Raw genomic sequence first — 15090 nt, forward strand, 5'->3', positions numbered from 1 at the left:
GGGACGGAGACGCTTCGCCGCTGGGTGCGTCAGGCTTTCGCCTCGCTTCGCTTCGGCGGGCATCGGGTGCGGTGCGCGCCGAAAACCCTTTGTGGCTGGGGTTGCCGAGCCTTTCGCTTCGCGGATGCCCTGCTCAGCGCGAAACTCTGCCTGGACTGCGCTCAGATGGCCGGAACCTCGGCAGTCCCGCGTGCGCTCGACGCGGATGGCGTCTGCCAGCCGCAAGTGACCTACACGAATATCCAGACCCGCTACGACGAGGCGATCGTCCCGTATACCGTAGGTCTCGTCTCCGGACCGCACACGACGAATATCCTGGTCCGGGACTGTTGTCCAGCGGACTACTCCGAACACGCGAGCATCGCGGGTAGCGCCCGCGCGGCGGCTTTCGCCCTGAACGCCCTGGATCCGGGGCGCCCGCGACCGGTGTCGTGCTACTTCATCGCTCCTGTGACCGGTGGATAGTCCGACTGACCCCTGTTCGCTGTGGGCATAGTCGCGGTTGAAACGAATGCGGGGACCTCCGCGTTATGCATGAATGAGTCGAGTTGTCGGCCGTTCGCAATAGGGTGGACGGAAGACGCCCGCGACCCCGGCCAACTAGAGTGGAGGCCGGGGAGGCAACCCCAGGGCTTCATGGCAGGCTTGCGCGAAAGACGTCTGAAGCGCCGGATGCCGGAATGTCGGAGCAGGAGAGTGAGGGAGCGATGTTCGAGAGGTTCACCGACCGCGCGAGGCGCGTCGTTGTCCTGGCCCAGGAAGAGGCCCGGATGCTCAACCACAACTACATCGGTACCGAGCACATCCTGCTGGGTCTGATTCACGAGGGTGAGGGTGTCGCGGCCAAGTCGCTCGAGTCGCTCGGCATCTCGCTGGAGGGTGTGCGCAGCCAGGTCGAGGAGATCATCGGTCAGGGCCAGCAGGCCCCGTCCGGGCACATCCCGTTCACCCCGCGGGCCAAGAAGGTACTGGAGCTGAGCTTGCGCGAGGCGCTGCAGCTCGGCCACAACTACATCGGTACCGAGCACATCCTGCTCGGCCTCATCCGCGAGGGCGAGGGCGTGGCCGCCCAGGTGCTGGTCAAGCTCGGCGCCGACCTGAACCGGGTGCGTCAGCAGGTCATCCAGCTGCTCTCGGGCTACCAGGGCAAGGAGCCAGTGGAGTCGGGCTCGCGCGGCGAGTCGGGCACCCCGTCCACCTCGCTGGTGCTCGACCAGTTCGGGCGGAACCTGACCCAGGCCGCGCTCGAGGGCAAACTCGACCCGGTCATCGGCCGCTCGAAGGAGATCGAGCGGGTCATGCAGGTGCTGTCCCGCCGCACGAAGAACAACCCGGTGCTGATCGGCGAGCCCGGCGTCGGTAAGACCGCCGTCGTGGAGGGCCTGGCCCAGGCCATCGTCAACGGGGAGGTCCCCGAGACGCTCAAGGACAAGCAGCTGTACACCCTCGACCTGGGTTCCCTGGTCGCGGGCAGCCGCTACCGCGGTGATTTCGAGGAGCGCCTGAAGAAGGTGCTCAAGGAGATCAACACCCGCGGCGACATCATCCTGTTCATCGACGAGCTGCACACGCTGGTCGGTGCGGGCGCGGCCGAGGGCGCGATCGACGCGGCCTCGATCCTCAAGCCCAAGCTGGCCCGCGGCGAGCTGCAGACCATCGGCGCGACCACCCTCGACGAGTACCGCAAGTACATCGAGAAGGACGCCGCCCTGGAGCGCCGGTTCCAGCCGGTCCAGGTGGGCGAGCCGACCGTCGAGCACACCATCAACATCCTCAAGGGCCTGCGGGACCGGTACGAGGCGCACCACCGCGTCTCGATCACCGACTCCGCGCTGGTCGCGGCGGCGACGCTGGCCGATCGCTACATCAACGACCGGTTCCTGCCGGACAAGGCGATCGACCTGATCGACGAGGCCGGCGCCCGGATGCGCATCCGTCGCATGACCGCACCGCCGGACCTGCGCGAATTCGACGACAAGATCGCCGACGCGCGCCGGGAGAAGGAAAGCGCGATCGACGCGCAGGACTTCGAGAAGGCCGCGCGGCTGCGTGACAAGGAGAAGCAGCTCGTCGCCAAGCGCGCCGACCGCGAAAAGCAGTGGCGCTCCGGCGATCTGGATGTCGTGGCCGAGGTCGACGACGAGCAGATCGCGGAGGTGCTGGCCAACTGGACCGGTATCCCGGTGTTCAAGCTCACCGAGGAGGAGACCACCCGTCTGCTCCGCATGGAGGACGAGCTGCACAAGCGGATCATCGGCCAGGAGGATGCGGTCAAGGCCGTGTCCAAGGCAATCCGCCGTACTCGTGCCGGCCTGAAGGATCCCAAGCGCCCCTCCGGCTCGTTCATCTTCGCCGGTCCGTCCGGTGTCGGTAAGACCGAGCTGTCCAAGGCGCTGGCGAACTTCCTGTTCGGCGAGGACGACGCGCTCATCCAGATCGACATGGGCGAGTTCCATGACCGCTTCACCGCCTCGCGGCTGTTCGGTGCCCCTCCGGGCTACGTCGGCTACGAGGAGGGCGGCCAGCTCACCGAGAAGGTGCGCCGCAAGCCGTTCTCGGTCGTGCTGTTCGACGAGATCGAGAAGGCCCACCAGGAGATCTACAACACCCTGTTGCAGGTTCTGGAGGACGGCCGCCTCACCGACGGTCAGGGCCGCACGGTCGACTTCAAGAACACCGTGCTGATCTTCACCTCGAACCTCGGTACCTCGGACATCTCGAAGGCCGTCGGCCTGGGCTTCACCCAGTCCAACAACGAGGGCTCGAACTACGAGCGGATGAAGCTCAAGGTCAACGACGAGCTGAAGAAGCACTTCCGCCCCGAGTTCCTGAACCGCATCGACGACGTGATCGTCTTCCACCAGCTCACCACCGAGCAGATCGTGGAGATGGTGGATCTGATGATCAACCGCGTCGCCACCCAGCTGCGGAACAAGGATATGGAGATCGAGCTGTCCGACCAGGCCAAGAGCCTGCTGGCCAAGCGCGGCTTCGATCCGGTGCTGGGCGCCCGCCCGCTGCGCCGGACCATTCAGCGCGAGATCGAGGACCAGCTGTCGGAGAAGATCCTCTTCGGCGAGATCGGCCCCGGACAGATCGTCTCGGTCGACGTCGAGGGCTGGGACGGCGAGGGCCAGGGCGAGGATGCCAAGTTCACCTTCGTCGGTCGGGCCAAGCCCGCCAAGCCGGCCGAAGAGGAGGAGAAGCCGGTCGCAGCGCTCGCCGGTGAGTCCTCCGCCGCGTCCGGAGAGTAATCGGCAGGTTTCTACGGCCCCCTCCCGCATTGCGGGAGGGGGCCGTAGCCGTACCGGTCGATCGCCGTCGCTCGCGCGGCGGCGTGCGTTGGGCGTTCGGTAAGACGACGCTCGGGGGAAATTCGGTGGCGACGACGGCAACCCGTCGCGCATGGTTGGCGATGAGGCGCGACGAAAGGCTTTCATGCTCACCGAAACCGAGATCGATGCGTTCGTGGCGGACGGCTTCGTCAAAGTGGAGCAGGTATTTTCGCGCGAGCTAGCCGCTTCGGGCCGGGAGATACTGTGGCGGGCAACCGGTTGCGATCCGGATGACCCGTCGACCTGGACCGAACCGGTGATCCGGCTGGGAGGATTCGCGCAGGAACCGTTCGATGCGGCAGTGAATGCGCCCGTACTGCACGAGGCGTTCGACCAACTCGTCGGTCCGGGACGGTGGGTTCCGCGAAACAGTCTGGGCGGCTGGCCGATTCGTTTCCCGAGCGCGACGCCGCCGCGAGACGACGGATGGCACGTCGACGCGAGTTTCGGAGACGACCCGAACGACTACACGAGCTGGCGGATCAACCTGTGGACCAGGGACCGCGCGCTGTTGATGCTGTTCCTGTTCTCCGACGTGGACGGCGGCGACGCGCCGACACGGATCCGGGTCGGTTCCCATCTGCGGCTGCCGCCGGTGCTCGCGCCCCACGGCGAGGCGGGGGTAAGGATGCTCGACCTGCTGGACGTTTACGCGGCCACCGCCGACCTGCCGCAGGCACTGGCCACCGGGCGAGCCGGGGATGTGTACCTGTGTCACCCTTTTCTCGTGCACGCGGCGCAGCCGAATCGGCGTGGTCGGCCGAAATTCATGGCTCAGCCGCCGTTGATCCTGCGCGAGCCCTGCGTACTCGACCGTCCGGACGGCAGGTACACCCCGCTGGAGCGTGCGATTCGGCTGGGGCTCGAGAACGCCGCCCGCTGAGGAATCAGGGCGCGGCCGATACCTCGGTGCGGTGCCGACTTTCGCTGTGTGGCCGGTACTCTGGTCGATTGTCATGTGAGCGGGCCGGTGCACGCCCGGACCCCGACAGGAAGGCCGAACCGCTGAAGGTCACCGTCAGAAATGCCAGGTTTCAGCAGTGGGAGGCGTTGCTGGCGAATCGGAACAAGCGGCAGCGGGCCGGGTTGTTCCTGATTCAGGGGGTGCGGCCGATCTCGATGGCGGCGGCGAACGGGTGGCGGTTCGAGAGTCTGTTGCGCCCGGAGGGCAAGCAGTTGTCCGAGTGGGCTCGCGGGATCATCGCACGCAGCGACGCGGATGCCATCGACGTCGCGCCGGAGTTGCTGGCCGAGTTGGGGGAGCGGGGTTCGGGCGAGCCCGAGTTGATCGCGGTCGGTGTGGCCCGGCCCGATGATTTCGGCCGAATCGCTTGCGGGCCGGACTTTTTCGGGATCGTCTTCGATAGACCCGTAAGCCCCGGGAACGTCGGCACGCTGATTCGATCGGCCGATGCCTTCGGCGCATCGGCGGTCGTGGTCAGCGGTCACGCCGCGGATATCTACGATCCGAAAGCCGTGCGGGCCAGTACGGGATCGCTGTTCACCTTGCCGGTGCTGCGGGCCCGATCCACCGACGAGGTCGCGTCCTGGGTGCGCGACCGGCAGCAGGCGGGAATCGCGCTGCGCGTCGTCGGCACCGACGAGCACGGCACCGCCGATATCGCCGACTACGACCTGACCGGGCCGCGCCTGATCGTCATCGGCAACGAGACCACGGGCCTGAGCGCCCGCTGGCGTGAGGTCTGCGACGATATCGTCCGCATTCCGATCGGCGGCGGCGCGAGCAGCCTCAACGCCGCCACCGCGGGTTCGGTCCTGCTGTACGAGGCAGCCCGGCAGCGCCGCACTGCTCAGCGATAACGCCGCACGCCACCGGCAGTATCGGCCCGCGTGTGCGGTCGGGCCGCCGGCAATGCCGCCCGTGCGCGCGGGCGGGCCGTCGACTGTGCCGGCCCGACAGCGCGGTCAGCCATCGGCTGTCGGTCCGCGGCGCGGCCAACCGTCGACAGTGCCGACCTGAGAGTGCGGTCGAGCCGTTCGTGGTCGGGTGTGGATGACTGGGGATCGAGTATCGACCTGCGTCCTCAGCGCAGGCGGTCGAGGATCGGCTGGAAGGCCTCGGCCAGCGCGCCCGGGACGATCACCTCGTCGATGCCGTACGTCTCGTGGCGGTATTCCAGAACGTCGGCGGCCTCGGCTGGGTCGGCGGGCAGGAGACCTACCGAACCTGCTTCACGCAGTTCGGCGGCGGTGGGGACCTGCCAGTTGCCCGGCGGCGGGGCCAGCCGGTCGCCGATGCCGATCAGCTGAGTGGTGAATGCGATCGGGCGGTCGGCGTTCTCGCGCACCGTGGCGATGATCTCGGCCAGGTCGTTCTCGGTGGCCGCCGGATGCAGCGCGGGAAGAACGCGGTCCGCGATCCGCCCCGCGGCCGCGAGCATGCGGGGACCCGAGGCGGCGATCATGACCGGTGGCGCGGGGGCGATCTCGGCCCGCACGGCCGCCACGATCTCGATCAGGTGGGCGCGGCGCTCGGCTGCCGAACCGCCGGGCCGGCCGAGTTGCTCGGCCTCCTGCACCGCATCGGGACGGCCGATGCCGATGCCCAGTTCGAAGCGGCCATCGGAAAGTTGTTGCAGCGCGGCGATTTCCCGCACGGCCACCGCGGCCGTCCGCAGCGGCGCCGCGATGACGTTGGGACGCACCCGCAGGGTCGTGGTCACCGCCGCCGCGGCCGCCAGGGCCGGAAAGGGTGACGCGGTGCGCAGCGTATCGGGCATCAGGAGCGTGTGATAGCCCTGTCCCTCAGCGTTTCTGGCGGTCTCCAGCCAGTCCGCCGCCGATCCCGGGGCCTGCATCGTGCCGAATCGTATGGTCATCGAACCTCCTGCGAATGCATCTCGTCGCTATCGCTCAGCGCTCCGGACCGGTCGGTCATTCCCGCGCCGGCGCGTCGCTACTGCCAGCCCGGGCGGACCAGGCCGGACTCGTATGCCATCACGACCAGCTGTGTCCGGTCACGCGCATTGAGCTTAAACAGGATTCGGCTGACGTGCGTTCGAGCGGTCGCCGGGCTCATGAACAGGCGTGCGGCGATTTCGGCATTGGTCAGGCCCTCGGCGACGAGGGTCATCACCTCGCGTTCGCGATCGGTCAGTTCGGTGAGTTCGGCCGCGGGCGCGGGCTTGGCACGCGAGGCGAATTCGGCCACCAGACGCCGAGTCACGCTGGGGGACAACAGCGCATCGCCCGCTGCTACCACCCGCACCGCCCGGACCAGATCGGCCGGCTCGGTGTGTTTGACCAGGAAACCCGTTGCGCCCGAACGCATTGCCTCGAAAACGTACTCGTCGAGTTCGAAGGTGGTCAGCACCACCACCTTCACCGCGCTCATCGCGGGATCGGCCGCGATCGCGCGGGTGGCGGCCAGGCCGTCCAGCACCGGCATCCGGATGTCCATCAGCACGACGTCGGGCGTGAGCTCCTTGGACATCCGCACGGCCCGTTCGCCGTTGTCGGCCTCGCCCACGACGCGGATGCCCTCCTGTGCGTCCAGCAGGGCGACGAATCCGCCGCGCACCAGGGCCTGATCGTCGGCCACCAGAACTCGAATATCGTCTCGGGCGGGGATCATCGGGACTCCTGGGGTATCGGAAGACGTGCGGTGACGCGAAATCCGCCGCCGGGCAACGGGTTCGCGGACAGTTCGCCGTTGAGCGCGTGTGCTCTCTCGCGCATGCCCGGGATGCCGTTGCCGCCCGGGGTCGTGGATGGTTGTGGAGTATTCGCGGGGGCGGTGTTCTCGACCGTGAGACGCAGCTCCTGCGGGGAATAGGCCACGCCGACAACGGCGCTCGCGCCCGGCGCGTGCCGCAGCACATTGGTCAGCGATTCCCGCACGATGCGCGCGGCGGCCACATCCAGTACGGCGGGCAGCCGCACGGGATCGCCGGACACCTCGGTTCGAACCGTCAGGCCCGCCGCGCGAGCGGGCTCGATCAGCGTGTCCAGGTCACCGACCCGCACGGCCGGCCCCCTCGGCGCCGCAACGGTTTCCGCTCCGGCCCGAATGGATCGCAGTAGTGCGTGCACCTCGCCGAGTGCGTCGCGGCTGGCGGATTTGATCGCGGCCAGCGCGGTCGCGGCCTGTTCTGGTTTGCGGTCGAGCAGTTCCAGCGCCACCGAGGATTGCACGTTGATCAGCGAAAGGCTGTGCGCGAGAACGTCGTGCAGCTCGCGCGCGATCGCGAGACGTTCCTCGCTGGCGCGCTGTTCGCGCCGGGCCTGCTCGCGTGCGCGTTCGGATTGCTCGTTGCGCTGTGCGGCCTCGGCGCGCTGGCGCCGCGCGATCAGCACCGCGCGCCGCTGCCGCATGCCCTCGGCGAGGGCCACCAGCACCGACAGCCAGGCGAACAGCCCGATGATCTGCCAGTAATTGGTCGGATGCCCCGCGATGAACGGCGCGGGCCACACCATCAGCAGATACCCCAGCGGCACGATCGGATAGGTGTACCAGCGCGACCCGCGGCGGGCCGCGGACAGGAACGCGATCGCCAGCGCGATGAAGATCGGACCGTACCCGTATCCCGACAGCAGGTAAGCCAGCGTGATCAGCATGACCGCGTACAGCACCGCGCGCGGATACGCGCGCCGCACCGCCAGCAGTGCCGGCCCGGCCAGCAACAGCGCATATCCGAGCGCATCGAGCTGCCGCGAGCCGGTCTCGTGCCAATGCGCGTTCGCCCTGCCGCCCGCCCCCACCTGGACGACGGCGGCGATCAGCGCCGGCAACAGCACTCTGCCACTCGGCCGCATGCGCGCATCCACAGTCGAACCGTAGCCCGCCGCACCGCTTCCGGACGCCCCGCGCGGCGAATTACGTCCAGATACGTACGCCCGGCTCCACTCGCTGTCCACGCCTTGTGTGCGCAAGTGACGGGTCAGGTCGCGCCGGGCACGGTGCCGGATGCCGTATGTGATTGCTCCGACGTGTGCCCGTCGGCCGGGATGCTGTGTGCGGGCCGGCTCGCCTTGGTTACCGCTGCTGTGCGCGCTGGGACGGGTCTGTTCATTCCCCGGCAACGGTTGCGAGCGTTTGTGCACATGTGGGTCAGGTTGGGCAATCGAGGGCCGGGCTCGGATATCCGATGAAATCCGTTCGAGCCGCTGTGTGTGACTGCTCGGATGTGTGCTCGCTTCGGGATGCGGATGCGGCCGATCGCACCGGCGTACCGGGTGGTGGGTTACGTCCGGATACGTACGCCCGGTCACGACCGCCGGCGGATGTGCCCGGCCGGGTCGCGGGCGGATTCTCGACGGCATGAATCAATCGGATCCCGTAGCGGCGGTGCGCACCGATGCGCTCACCAAACGCTATGGCGCACATACCGTTGTCGATGCCGTGGGCATGTCCGTCGCGGCGGGGCAGATCTACGGCTTCCTCGGACCGAACGGCGCCGGCAAGACCACCACGCTGCGCATGCTGGTGGGCCTGGTCCGGCCGAGTTCGGGTCATGCGACCGTCCTGGGGCGACAGCCCGGCGATCCCGCGGCGCTGCGCCGGATCGGGGTGTTGATCGAGGGGCCGGGCTTCTTCCCGTACCTGTCCGGCCGGGACAACCTGCGGGTGCTGGCGCGTTATCGGAACCGCACCCGCGACGATGCCGAGGAGGCGCTCGACCGGGTCGGACTGGCCGCCCGCGGGAACGACCGGTTCCGGGCCTACTCGCTGGGGATGAAACAGCGTCTCGGGGTCGCCGCGGCCCTGCTGGGGAACCCGGATCTGCTGATCCTCGACGAACCCACCAACGGGCTCGATCCGGCCGGAATGGCCGAAATGCGTGAGCTCATCACCGGATTGGCCGCGGACGGGCACACCGTCGTGCTGTCCTCGCACCTGCTCAGCGAAGTGCAGGAAATCTGCGATCGCGTCGGCGTCATCTCCCAGGGGCGCCTGCTCACCGAATCGACCGTGAGCGAATTACGCGGTACGGCAACGCTTTTCCTGCGAGCCGAACCGGTGGAACTGGCCTTCCCGGCCGTGCGCGCCGTGCTGGGCGATCGAACCGCACTGCTGACCACCGGCGGCATCAGAGTCGATGCCGCGGCGGCAATGGCGCCCGAGGTGGCTCGTGCGGTCGTCCAGGCGGGCGCGGACCTGTTGGAACTGCGCAGCGACGAGCGTTCGCTGGAGGAGGTCTTCTTCGAGTTAACGGTTCTTCCGCCTGACGGCGCCTTCGCATCGGAAGTTCCTCTCACGCGGTTCCCGTCTTTGCTTGGTTCTCTTGCCATGCGCCGCAAGCGACACTCACGACTTTTCCCTCCCGCCGTTAACGACGGGGTATCCAAGGCAGATTCTCGATGACCGACCTGATCGCTTGTACCCGAGGCGAATTCGCCCGCCTGCGCCGCTGGCCGGCGTTCTGGATCATCCTGGGCACCTGGATAGTGCTCAACCTCGTATTCGCTTATCTGTTCAACTATCTCGCCTACACCACCGGCTCGTCGATGCGCATGTCCAACGGGCAGCCGCGGGCAATCCTGTTGCAGCAGATGCTTCCCGCCGCGGTACCCGAGGTGTTCACACAGGGTATGGCCATGTTCGGTGGTGCGTTGATGCTGGTGCTCGGCGCGCTGGTGACCGGAAGCGGATACGGCTGGGGCACTTGGAAGACCGTCTTCACCCAGGGGCCCTCGCGCGCCCGGGTGGCGGGCGGGACGGTGCTGGCGCTGGCGGTGGTGGTCGTCGCGCTGGTTCTGAGCGCGTTCCTGGTCGACACCGGTGTGGCCGCGATCATCGGCACTGTGCAGCACCAGTCCCTCGCGTTGCCCGGTGCCGGGCGATCGCTGCTCGGAATCCTCACGGGCGCGGCGATTCTCGGCATGTGGACGTTGGCGGGTGCGTTGATCGGCGTGCTCGCCCGCGGTCCGGCCCTCGCGGTCGGCCTGGGACTGGTGTGGGTGCTGGTGGTGGAGAATCTGTTGCGCGGCGTCGCGGCGATCTTCGCGCCGATCCGGGCGATCACCGACCATCTGCCCGGCACCGCGGCGGGTTCGCTGGCCGGTGCGATGCGCACGGTCTCCGGCGAGTCGACGCCGGGCGTGCTCGATATTCTCTCGCGCCCAGCATCTTTCGTTGTTCTGGCGACCTACATCGTCGGCTTCGCCCTCGCGATGGTGTGGCTGCTGCACCGCCGCGACATGGCCTGAGCCGCATCCATCGCCCAATCCCGGATGACGCCGAGCTCCGAGTAACGTCGACGCTGGACATTACCAACCCGGATAACGCCGACCTCCGGTTTGCGGCGCGGCTTGCCGCTCGGACGCGTGGCGGGTGCGAGGAACGAGTGCCCGACACGGGGCCGAGCGGTGAGCCTTCGGGCGCCGCAAACACGCCGGAGCGGAGCGGAGGCCAAAGATACGGAAAGGACCGTGATGCCAACACGTAGTGCACACACCGCATGGACCGGAGGTCTGCAGGACGGCTCGGGGCGGGTCGAGCTGGCCAGCTCGGGAGTCGGCACGTTCGACGTCTCGTTCCCCAAGCGCACCGCCGACACCGCCGAGGGGACGACCAGCCCGGAGGAGTTGATCGCGGCGGCGCATTCGTCCTGCTACGCGATGGCGCTGTCCGCGGAGATCGGCAACGCGGGCGGCACGGTGCAGAGCCTGGACGTCAACGCGGATGTGACGCTCGGACCGGATCCGGCAGGCGGATTCCACCTCAGCGGCATCAAGCTGACCGTCCGGGGCCGCGTGTCCGGCATCGATGCCGCGGGCGCGCAGAAGGCCGCCGAGGCCGCCAAGGCGGGTTGCCCGATCAGCAAGGCGCTGGCCGGGGTCGAGAACATCGAACTGGACGCGAGCTTCGAGGGCTGAGGCATCGCGCGGGTCGCGCCCGCGCACGGCTCGGGCCCCGGTGACACCTCACGCGGGGCCCGAGCCACCCGTCAGCGGCCGGGTGAACGGCGGATATGCGAACTACGCGGGCTTGGCCGCGACGTCGAGCACGACCTCGAACTCGAGCAGCGAGGCGCCGGTCGACACCGGTTTGCGGGACGGATCACCCGCGTGCGCGGTCTTGGCCGGGCCGTCCCGCCACGCGGCGAAGGACTCCTCCGAATCCCACTGCGTGACAACGAAGTACCGGTTGTCCCCGGCGACCGGGCGCAGCAGCTGGAACCCGAGGAAGCCGGGCGAGTTCTCCACCGCGTGCGCGCGGCCCGCGAACCGCTTCTCCAACTCGGGCCCCGCACCCTCGGGGACCTCGATTGCATTGATCTTCACAACAGCCATGACTCGACCATAGCGCTAGAGCCGCGGGCCCCGGCCTGGTCCTCAGCGCCGCAGCACCTGCCGTCCGATGGCCCACTTGTGGACCTCGGTCGGCCCGTCGTAGAGGCGGAAGGCGCGCATATCGCGGAAGATCATCTCCACCACCGTCTCGTCGCTGATGCCGATGCCGCCGAGCACCTGCACGCAGCGGTCCGCGACCTTGAAAAGCTCTTCGGACACACTGGATTTGGCGATCGAACTCTCGTGCCGGGCCTTGTGGCCGTTGTCCATCAGCCAGCACGCGTGCCAGATCGTCAGGCGGCACTGGTGCAACGCGATCTCGTTGTCCGCCAACAGAAACGACACACCCTCGTGCTCGCCGATGGGCTTGCCGAACGCGGTGCGGGTGCGCGCGTGTTCGACCGCGATGCTCTGTGCCCGCTCGGCCGCGCCGAGCCAGCGCATACAGTGCGTCAGGCGGGCCGGTGCCAGCCGCAGCTGTGCGTACCGCAGCGCCTGGCCGGTCTCGCCGAGTACGGATTCCCTTGGCAGCGTGAGGTTCTCGAACCGCACCACACCGTGCCCGCCGACATAGTTGCGGTCCATGGTGTTCATCGTGCGCTCGATGACGATGCCGGGTGTGCCGCCCTCGGCGAGGAACAATGTGGGTCCCTCGGGCAGATGCGGATTGGCCTCGAGCCGGGCCATGATGATCCACGTCTTGGCGCCGTCCGCGCCGGTGATGAGCCATTTGCGGCCGTTGACGACGAAACTCTCGCCGTCGAAGGTGGCGGTGGTGGCCAGCTGACCCGGATCCGATCCGGCCCCGCCCGGCTCGGTCATCGCGAAGACCGAACGCTGATGCCCGGCGATCACCGGCGCCAGATACCGGTCGATCTGCGGCGCGTCGGCGACCTTGGACAGCAGGAACATATTGCCCTCGTCGGGCGCCGCGCAGTTCATCGCGACCGGACCGAGCGTGGACCAGCCCGCCGCCTCGTACAGCACGGCCTGCTCCACGTGGGTGAGACCGCGCCCGCCCAACTCGACCGGGGCCTGCACGGTCAGCAATTTCTCCGCCCGCGCCAGCTCGACCAATTCCTGGCGCAGCTCGTCGCTGGGCCCGTGCGAGGTCAACCGGGGATCGCGCTCGTACGGAACGATCTTGTCGATGACGAACTGCCGCACCCGATCACGTTCGGCGGCGAGGTCGGCGGGAATCGAGAAATCGATCATCTGGTCACCTTCGTTCGTTGGCCTGCGAACGAGCATACGATGCATCGCCCTACCGACTGACGGCAGACGCCTTCAAATACTTCTGCACCCGTTATCGCACGTCACGGTCCTGTTCGGTGCCGTGATCCCGGCTGCTGGGGCGCAGCGCTGGGTCGGCTCCTTGTACCGGCGCCCAGCGATCCGAACCGGGGCACGCCCGCGGCCGCGGGCGCTGAACAGGCCCGGCGCGGACGCGGTAGCAGAGCCCGGATCGGCAGCCATGGCGAGACCGGCGAGCAGGCGATCGCCCGGGCCGCGCGGCGGATCAGTTCAGGACTTCGGTCAGGAAGCCGGTGACCTCGGTGCGATACGCGGCGGGCTGGTCGTCGTGCACGAGATGGCCCGCATCGGAGATCAGGACGTGGCGGGCGTTCGGATGTTCGGCGGCCATGCGACGCATCTGACCGGGCGGGGTGATGGTGTGCTCGCCCTCGATCAGCAGGGCGGGGGCGCGTACGGCGTGCCACTGCGACCAGAAGTCCCGGGTGCCCCATTCCTCGGAGATATCGCGGAAAGTCGTTACCGCGCCGTGCAATCGGTAGCCGTCGGGGCCGTGGGCGAAGGCCTGCAGGAAGTAGCGTCCGGCCACCGGGCCGAAGAAGTCCAGCATCGCGTTCTCGTCGGGGAAGGGTTGCGGCCAGGCTTCGATCATCTGCGCCCAGTCCCGCGCGGTGCGGCCGCGAAAATCCGGGGCCATATCCTCGACCACCAGCGCACGCACCCGCTCCGGATGGGCCGCGGCGAACATCCACGCGTGCAGCCCGCCCATCGAATGACCGATCAGCACCATCGGCTCGGTGATCCGCGCGGTGGCCGCGGCCAGATCCGTGACGAACGCCTCGGTGGTCAACTCCGGCGGGGCGGGGCGGCCGTGGCCGGCGGCCTCGAACGTGTACAGCCGCCCGAACGGGCGCAGCCAGTCCAGGTGTGCGCGCCACGTCCGCGCGCTGCCCATCAGCCCGTGCAGCAGCAGAATCGGCACACCTGTGCCACCTTCGTCGATCAGCATCGGCTCCGACCATACGGCGACCCTCGACGAGCGCGCCGGCCGGCGCTTTCGTCCGGGCACGGCACGGCACGGCTACCGGCGACTCGGCGGCGAACGTCGGCGTCGGCGGCCGGATGGGTGCGGTCGCGCGTCGGGTGGCGCGCGTCCAGCGGCCATTGTTCCCAAGCGGTCGGTTCCGATAACGCGGCCGGTCCGAATGTCCTCAATGCGCACGCCCCCCTGACACCCGACGGCGGTGTCCTAGGATGTTGTCGCACGCATGCGCTGGTCCGGCGGATCGGCTCGTGCCGGAAGTACACAGCACGCCCGGTCGGTGATACGCCGCGTAACGGCGGGTCGTGCGGGAAAGAAATGCGGTCGAGTACGTCTGCGACGGTCTGTCGCGGCGACCCGCCCGCGCCGGAAGGACATTGCATGAGTTCGGAACTGCACGTCGATGTTTCCGGCGGCGTCGCGGTGCTCACGCTCAACCGTCCCGCCCAGCAGAACGCGCTGACCCCGGAGTTGACGGAGGAACTCGGCGCGGCACTGCGCCGCTGCGATATCGAGGACGCGATTCGCGCGGTCGTGCTCACCGGGACGCCACCGGCCTTCTGCGCGGGCGCGGATCTGTCCCACCGGGTCGGCGAGGTCAGCGCCACCCTCGACCCGCCGCCCTGGCGGGTGCGCAAACCGGTGATCGCGGCGGTGAACGGTCACGCGGTCGGCGTCGGCCTGGCGCTCGCGCTGCAATGCGACCTGCGGTACCTGGCCCGCGACGCGGTGTACGGCCTGAATCAGGTCCGTCGTGCGGTGCTCGCCGACGGCTATGCGCACTGGATGCTGCCCCGGCTGGCCGGAATGGCCAATGCCGCGGACATCATGCTCACCGGCCGCACCTTCGACGGTGAGGAGGCCACGGCCATGGGCTTGGCCAACAGCTGCCTGCACGCATCGGAGGTGCTGCCGACCGCGATGGCCGTCGCGCACGACATCGCGGGCGGATCCGCGCCGCTGCCGGTGGCGTTGTCAAAACGGCTGCTGTGGGAGAGCCTGGGGATGACGCAGGACGCGGTCGGCCGGATGGAGACCGAGCTGAACGGCTACGTCGCACAGAGCATCGACGGCGGCGAGGGAATGGCCGCGTTCCGCGACCGCCGCCCACCCCGCTGGACCGGCAGCATCAGCGGCGAATGGCCTGCCTGGGAGGTGCCCGCCGAACCGGAACGCCCCGGGCTGGACTGAGACCCGCTCGCC

Annotated in this window: 13 protein-coding genes and 1 pseudogene; 8 read left to right on the forward strand and 6 right to left on the reverse strand. The window is 68.5% G+C overall.

All coding sequences use genetic code 11. From position 1 onward, the window contains the following. The 4 genes and pseudogenes from AC5WS7_RS37960 to AC5WS7_RS37975 all read left to right on the forward strand — a co-directional run. A pseudogene (locus AC5WS7_RS37960) lies at window positions 1-465 on the forward strand (hypothetical protein); the annotation flags it as partial. Between the two features lie 242 nt (window positions 466-707). Continuing rightward, window positions 708-3254, forward strand: coding sequence for an ATP-dependent Clp protease ATP-binding subunit (locus AC5WS7_RS37965; RefSeq protein WP_495959561.1), 2547 nt, complete (start codon window positions 708-710; stop codon window positions 3252-3254). Between the two features lie 184 nt (window positions 3255-3438). After that, window positions 3439-4218 (forward strand): phytanoyl-CoA dioxygenase family protein, encoded by a 780-nt coding sequence (locus AC5WS7_RS37970; RefSeq protein ID WP_495959486.1) that lies wholly within the window; start codon window positions 3439-3441, stop codon window positions 4216-4218. A gap of 68 nt (window positions 4219-4286) precedes the next feature. Continuing rightward, the gene (locus AC5WS7_RS37975; protein ID WP_495959487.1) at window positions 4287-5156 is read left to right on the forward strand and encodes a TrmH family RNA methyltransferase; all 870 of its coding nucleotides are present in this window, start codon (window positions 4287-4289) and stop codon (window positions 5154-5156) included. 224 nt (window positions 5157-5380) lie between these two features. Here AC5WS7_RS37975 and AC5WS7_RS37980 read toward each other — a convergent pair whose 3' ends face one another. The 3 genes from AC5WS7_RS37980 to AC5WS7_RS37990 all read right to left on the reverse strand — a co-directional run bounded on the left by AC5WS7_RS37980 (window position 5381) and on the right by AC5WS7_RS37990 (window position 8123). Then, window positions 5381-6175 carry an LLM class flavin-dependent oxidoreductase gene (locus AC5WS7_RS37980; protein WP_495959488.1) on the reverse strand — a complete coding sequence of 265 codons (795 nt, stop codon included), beginning with the start codon at window positions 6173-6175 and terminating at the stop codon, window positions 5381-5383. Between the two features lie 77 nt (window positions 6176-6252). Further along, the gene (locus tag AC5WS7_RS37985; RefSeq protein ID WP_495959489.1) at window positions 6253-6930 is read right to left on the reverse strand and encodes a response regulator; all 678 of its coding nucleotides are present in this window, start codon (window positions 6928-6930) and stop codon (window positions 6253-6255) included. Further along, complete coding sequence (locus AC5WS7_RS37990) at window positions 6927-8123, reverse strand: sensor histidine kinase (protein WP_495959490.1); 1197 nt, start codon at window positions 8121-8123, stop codon at window positions 6927-6929. The genes AC5WS7_RS37985 and AC5WS7_RS37990 overlap by 4 nt, the downstream gene beginning before the upstream one ends. A gap of 493 nt (window positions 8124-8616) precedes the next feature. On the opposite strand from AC5WS7_RS37990, the gene AC5WS7_RS37995 reads away from it, so the two are divergent. The 3 genes from AC5WS7_RS37995 (at window position 8617) to AC5WS7_RS38005 (ending at window position 11174) form a co-directional block, all read left to right on the forward strand. Further along, entirely contained in the window at window positions 8617-9660 is a 1044-nt protein-coding gene (locus AC5WS7_RS37995) for an ABC transporter ATP-binding protein (RefSeq protein ID WP_495959491.1), read from the forward strand. Further along, on the forward strand, window positions 9657-10505 hold the full coding sequence (locus tag AC5WS7_RS38000; RefSeq protein ID WP_495959492.1) for an ABC transporter permease: 849 nt from the start codon (window positions 9657-9659) through the stop codon (window positions 10503-10505). The genes AC5WS7_RS37995 and AC5WS7_RS38000 overlap by 4 nt, the downstream gene beginning before the upstream one ends. Window positions 10506-10730: 225 nt before the next feature. Next, complete coding sequence (locus AC5WS7_RS38005) at window positions 10731-11174, forward strand: OsmC family peroxiredoxin (protein WP_495959493.1); 444 nt, start codon at window positions 10731-10733, stop codon at window positions 11172-11174. 102 nt (window positions 11175-11276) lie between these two features. On the opposite strand, the gene AC5WS7_RS38010 is transcribed toward AC5WS7_RS38005, so the two are convergent. The 3 genes from AC5WS7_RS38010 to AC5WS7_RS38020 form a co-directional block, all read right to left on the reverse strand. Continuing rightward, the gene (locus AC5WS7_RS38010) at window positions 11277-11591 is read right to left on the reverse strand and encodes an antibiotic biosynthesis monooxygenase family protein (protein ID WP_040828321.1); all 315 of its coding nucleotides are present in this window, start codon (window positions 11589-11591) and stop codon (window positions 11277-11279) included. Between the two features lie 42 nt (window positions 11592-11633). Then, the gene (locus AC5WS7_RS38015) at window positions 11634-12806 is read right to left on the reverse strand and encodes an acyl-CoA dehydrogenase family protein (protein ID WP_495959494.1); all 1173 of its coding nucleotides are present in this window, start codon (window positions 12804-12806) and stop codon (window positions 11634-11636) included. 304 nt (window positions 12807-13110) lie between these two features. After that, window positions 13111-13854: an alpha/beta fold hydrolase gene (locus AC5WS7_RS38020; RefSeq protein ID WP_495959495.1), complete on the reverse strand. Its 744-nt coding sequence runs from the start codon at window positions 13852-13854 to the stop codon at window positions 13111-13113. 414 nt (window positions 13855-14268) lie between these two features. Here AC5WS7_RS38020 and AC5WS7_RS38025 point away from each other — a divergent pair, with 414 nt between their 5' ends. Continuing rightward, window positions 14269-15078: an enoyl-CoA hydratase/isomerase family protein gene (locus AC5WS7_RS38025; protein ID WP_495959496.1), complete on the forward strand. Its 810-nt coding sequence runs from the start codon at window positions 14269-14271 to the stop codon at window positions 15076-15078. Window positions 15079-15090 lie beyond the last annotated feature (12 nt).

The sequence above is a fragment of the Nocardia sp. PLKS1-43 genome, from assembly GCF_059510335.1.

Coding starts and splice junctions, on each gene's coding strand:
- AC5WS7_RS37965 (WP_495959561.1), top strand. CDS start 708: ATGTTCGAGAGGTTCACCGACCGCGCGAGGCGCGTCGTTGTCCTGGCC.
- AC5WS7_RS37970 (WP_495959486.1), top strand. CDS start 3,439: ATGCTCACCGAAACCGAGATCGATGCGTTCGTGGCGGACGGCTTCGTC.
- AC5WS7_RS37980 (WP_495959488.1), bottom strand. CDS start 6,175: ATGACCATACGATTCGGCACGATGCAGGCCCCGGGATCGGCGGCGGAC.
- AC5WS7_RS37985 (WP_495959489.1), bottom strand. CDS start 6,930: ATGATCCCCGCCCGAGACGATATTCGAGTTCTGGTGGCCGACGATCAG.
- AC5WS7_RS37995 (WP_495959491.1), top strand. CDS start 8,617: ATGAATCAATCGGATCCCGTAGCGGCGGTGCGCACCGATGCGCTCACC.
- AC5WS7_RS38000 (WP_495959492.1), top strand. CDS start 9,657: ATGACCGACCTGATCGCTTGTACCCGAGGCGAATTCGCCCGCCTGCGC.
- AC5WS7_RS38005 (WP_495959493.1), top strand. CDS start 10,731: ATGCCAACACGTAGTGCACACACCGCATGGACCGGAGGTCTGCAGGAC.
- AC5WS7_RS38010 (WP_040828321.1), bottom strand. CDS start 11,591: ATGGCTGTTGTGAAGATCAATGCAATCGAGGTCCCCGAGGGTGCGGGG.
- AC5WS7_RS38015 (WP_495959494.1), bottom strand. CDS start 12,806: ATGATCGATTTCTCGATTCCCGCCGACCTCGCCGCCGAACGTGATCGG.
- AC5WS7_RS38020 (WP_495959495.1), bottom strand. CDS start 13,854: ATGCTGATCGACGAAGGTGGCACAGGTGTGCCGATTCTGCTGCTGCAC.
- AC5WS7_RS38025 (WP_495959496.1), top strand. CDS start 14,269: ATGAGTTCGGAACTGCACGTCGATGTTTCCGGCGGCGTCGCGGTGCTC.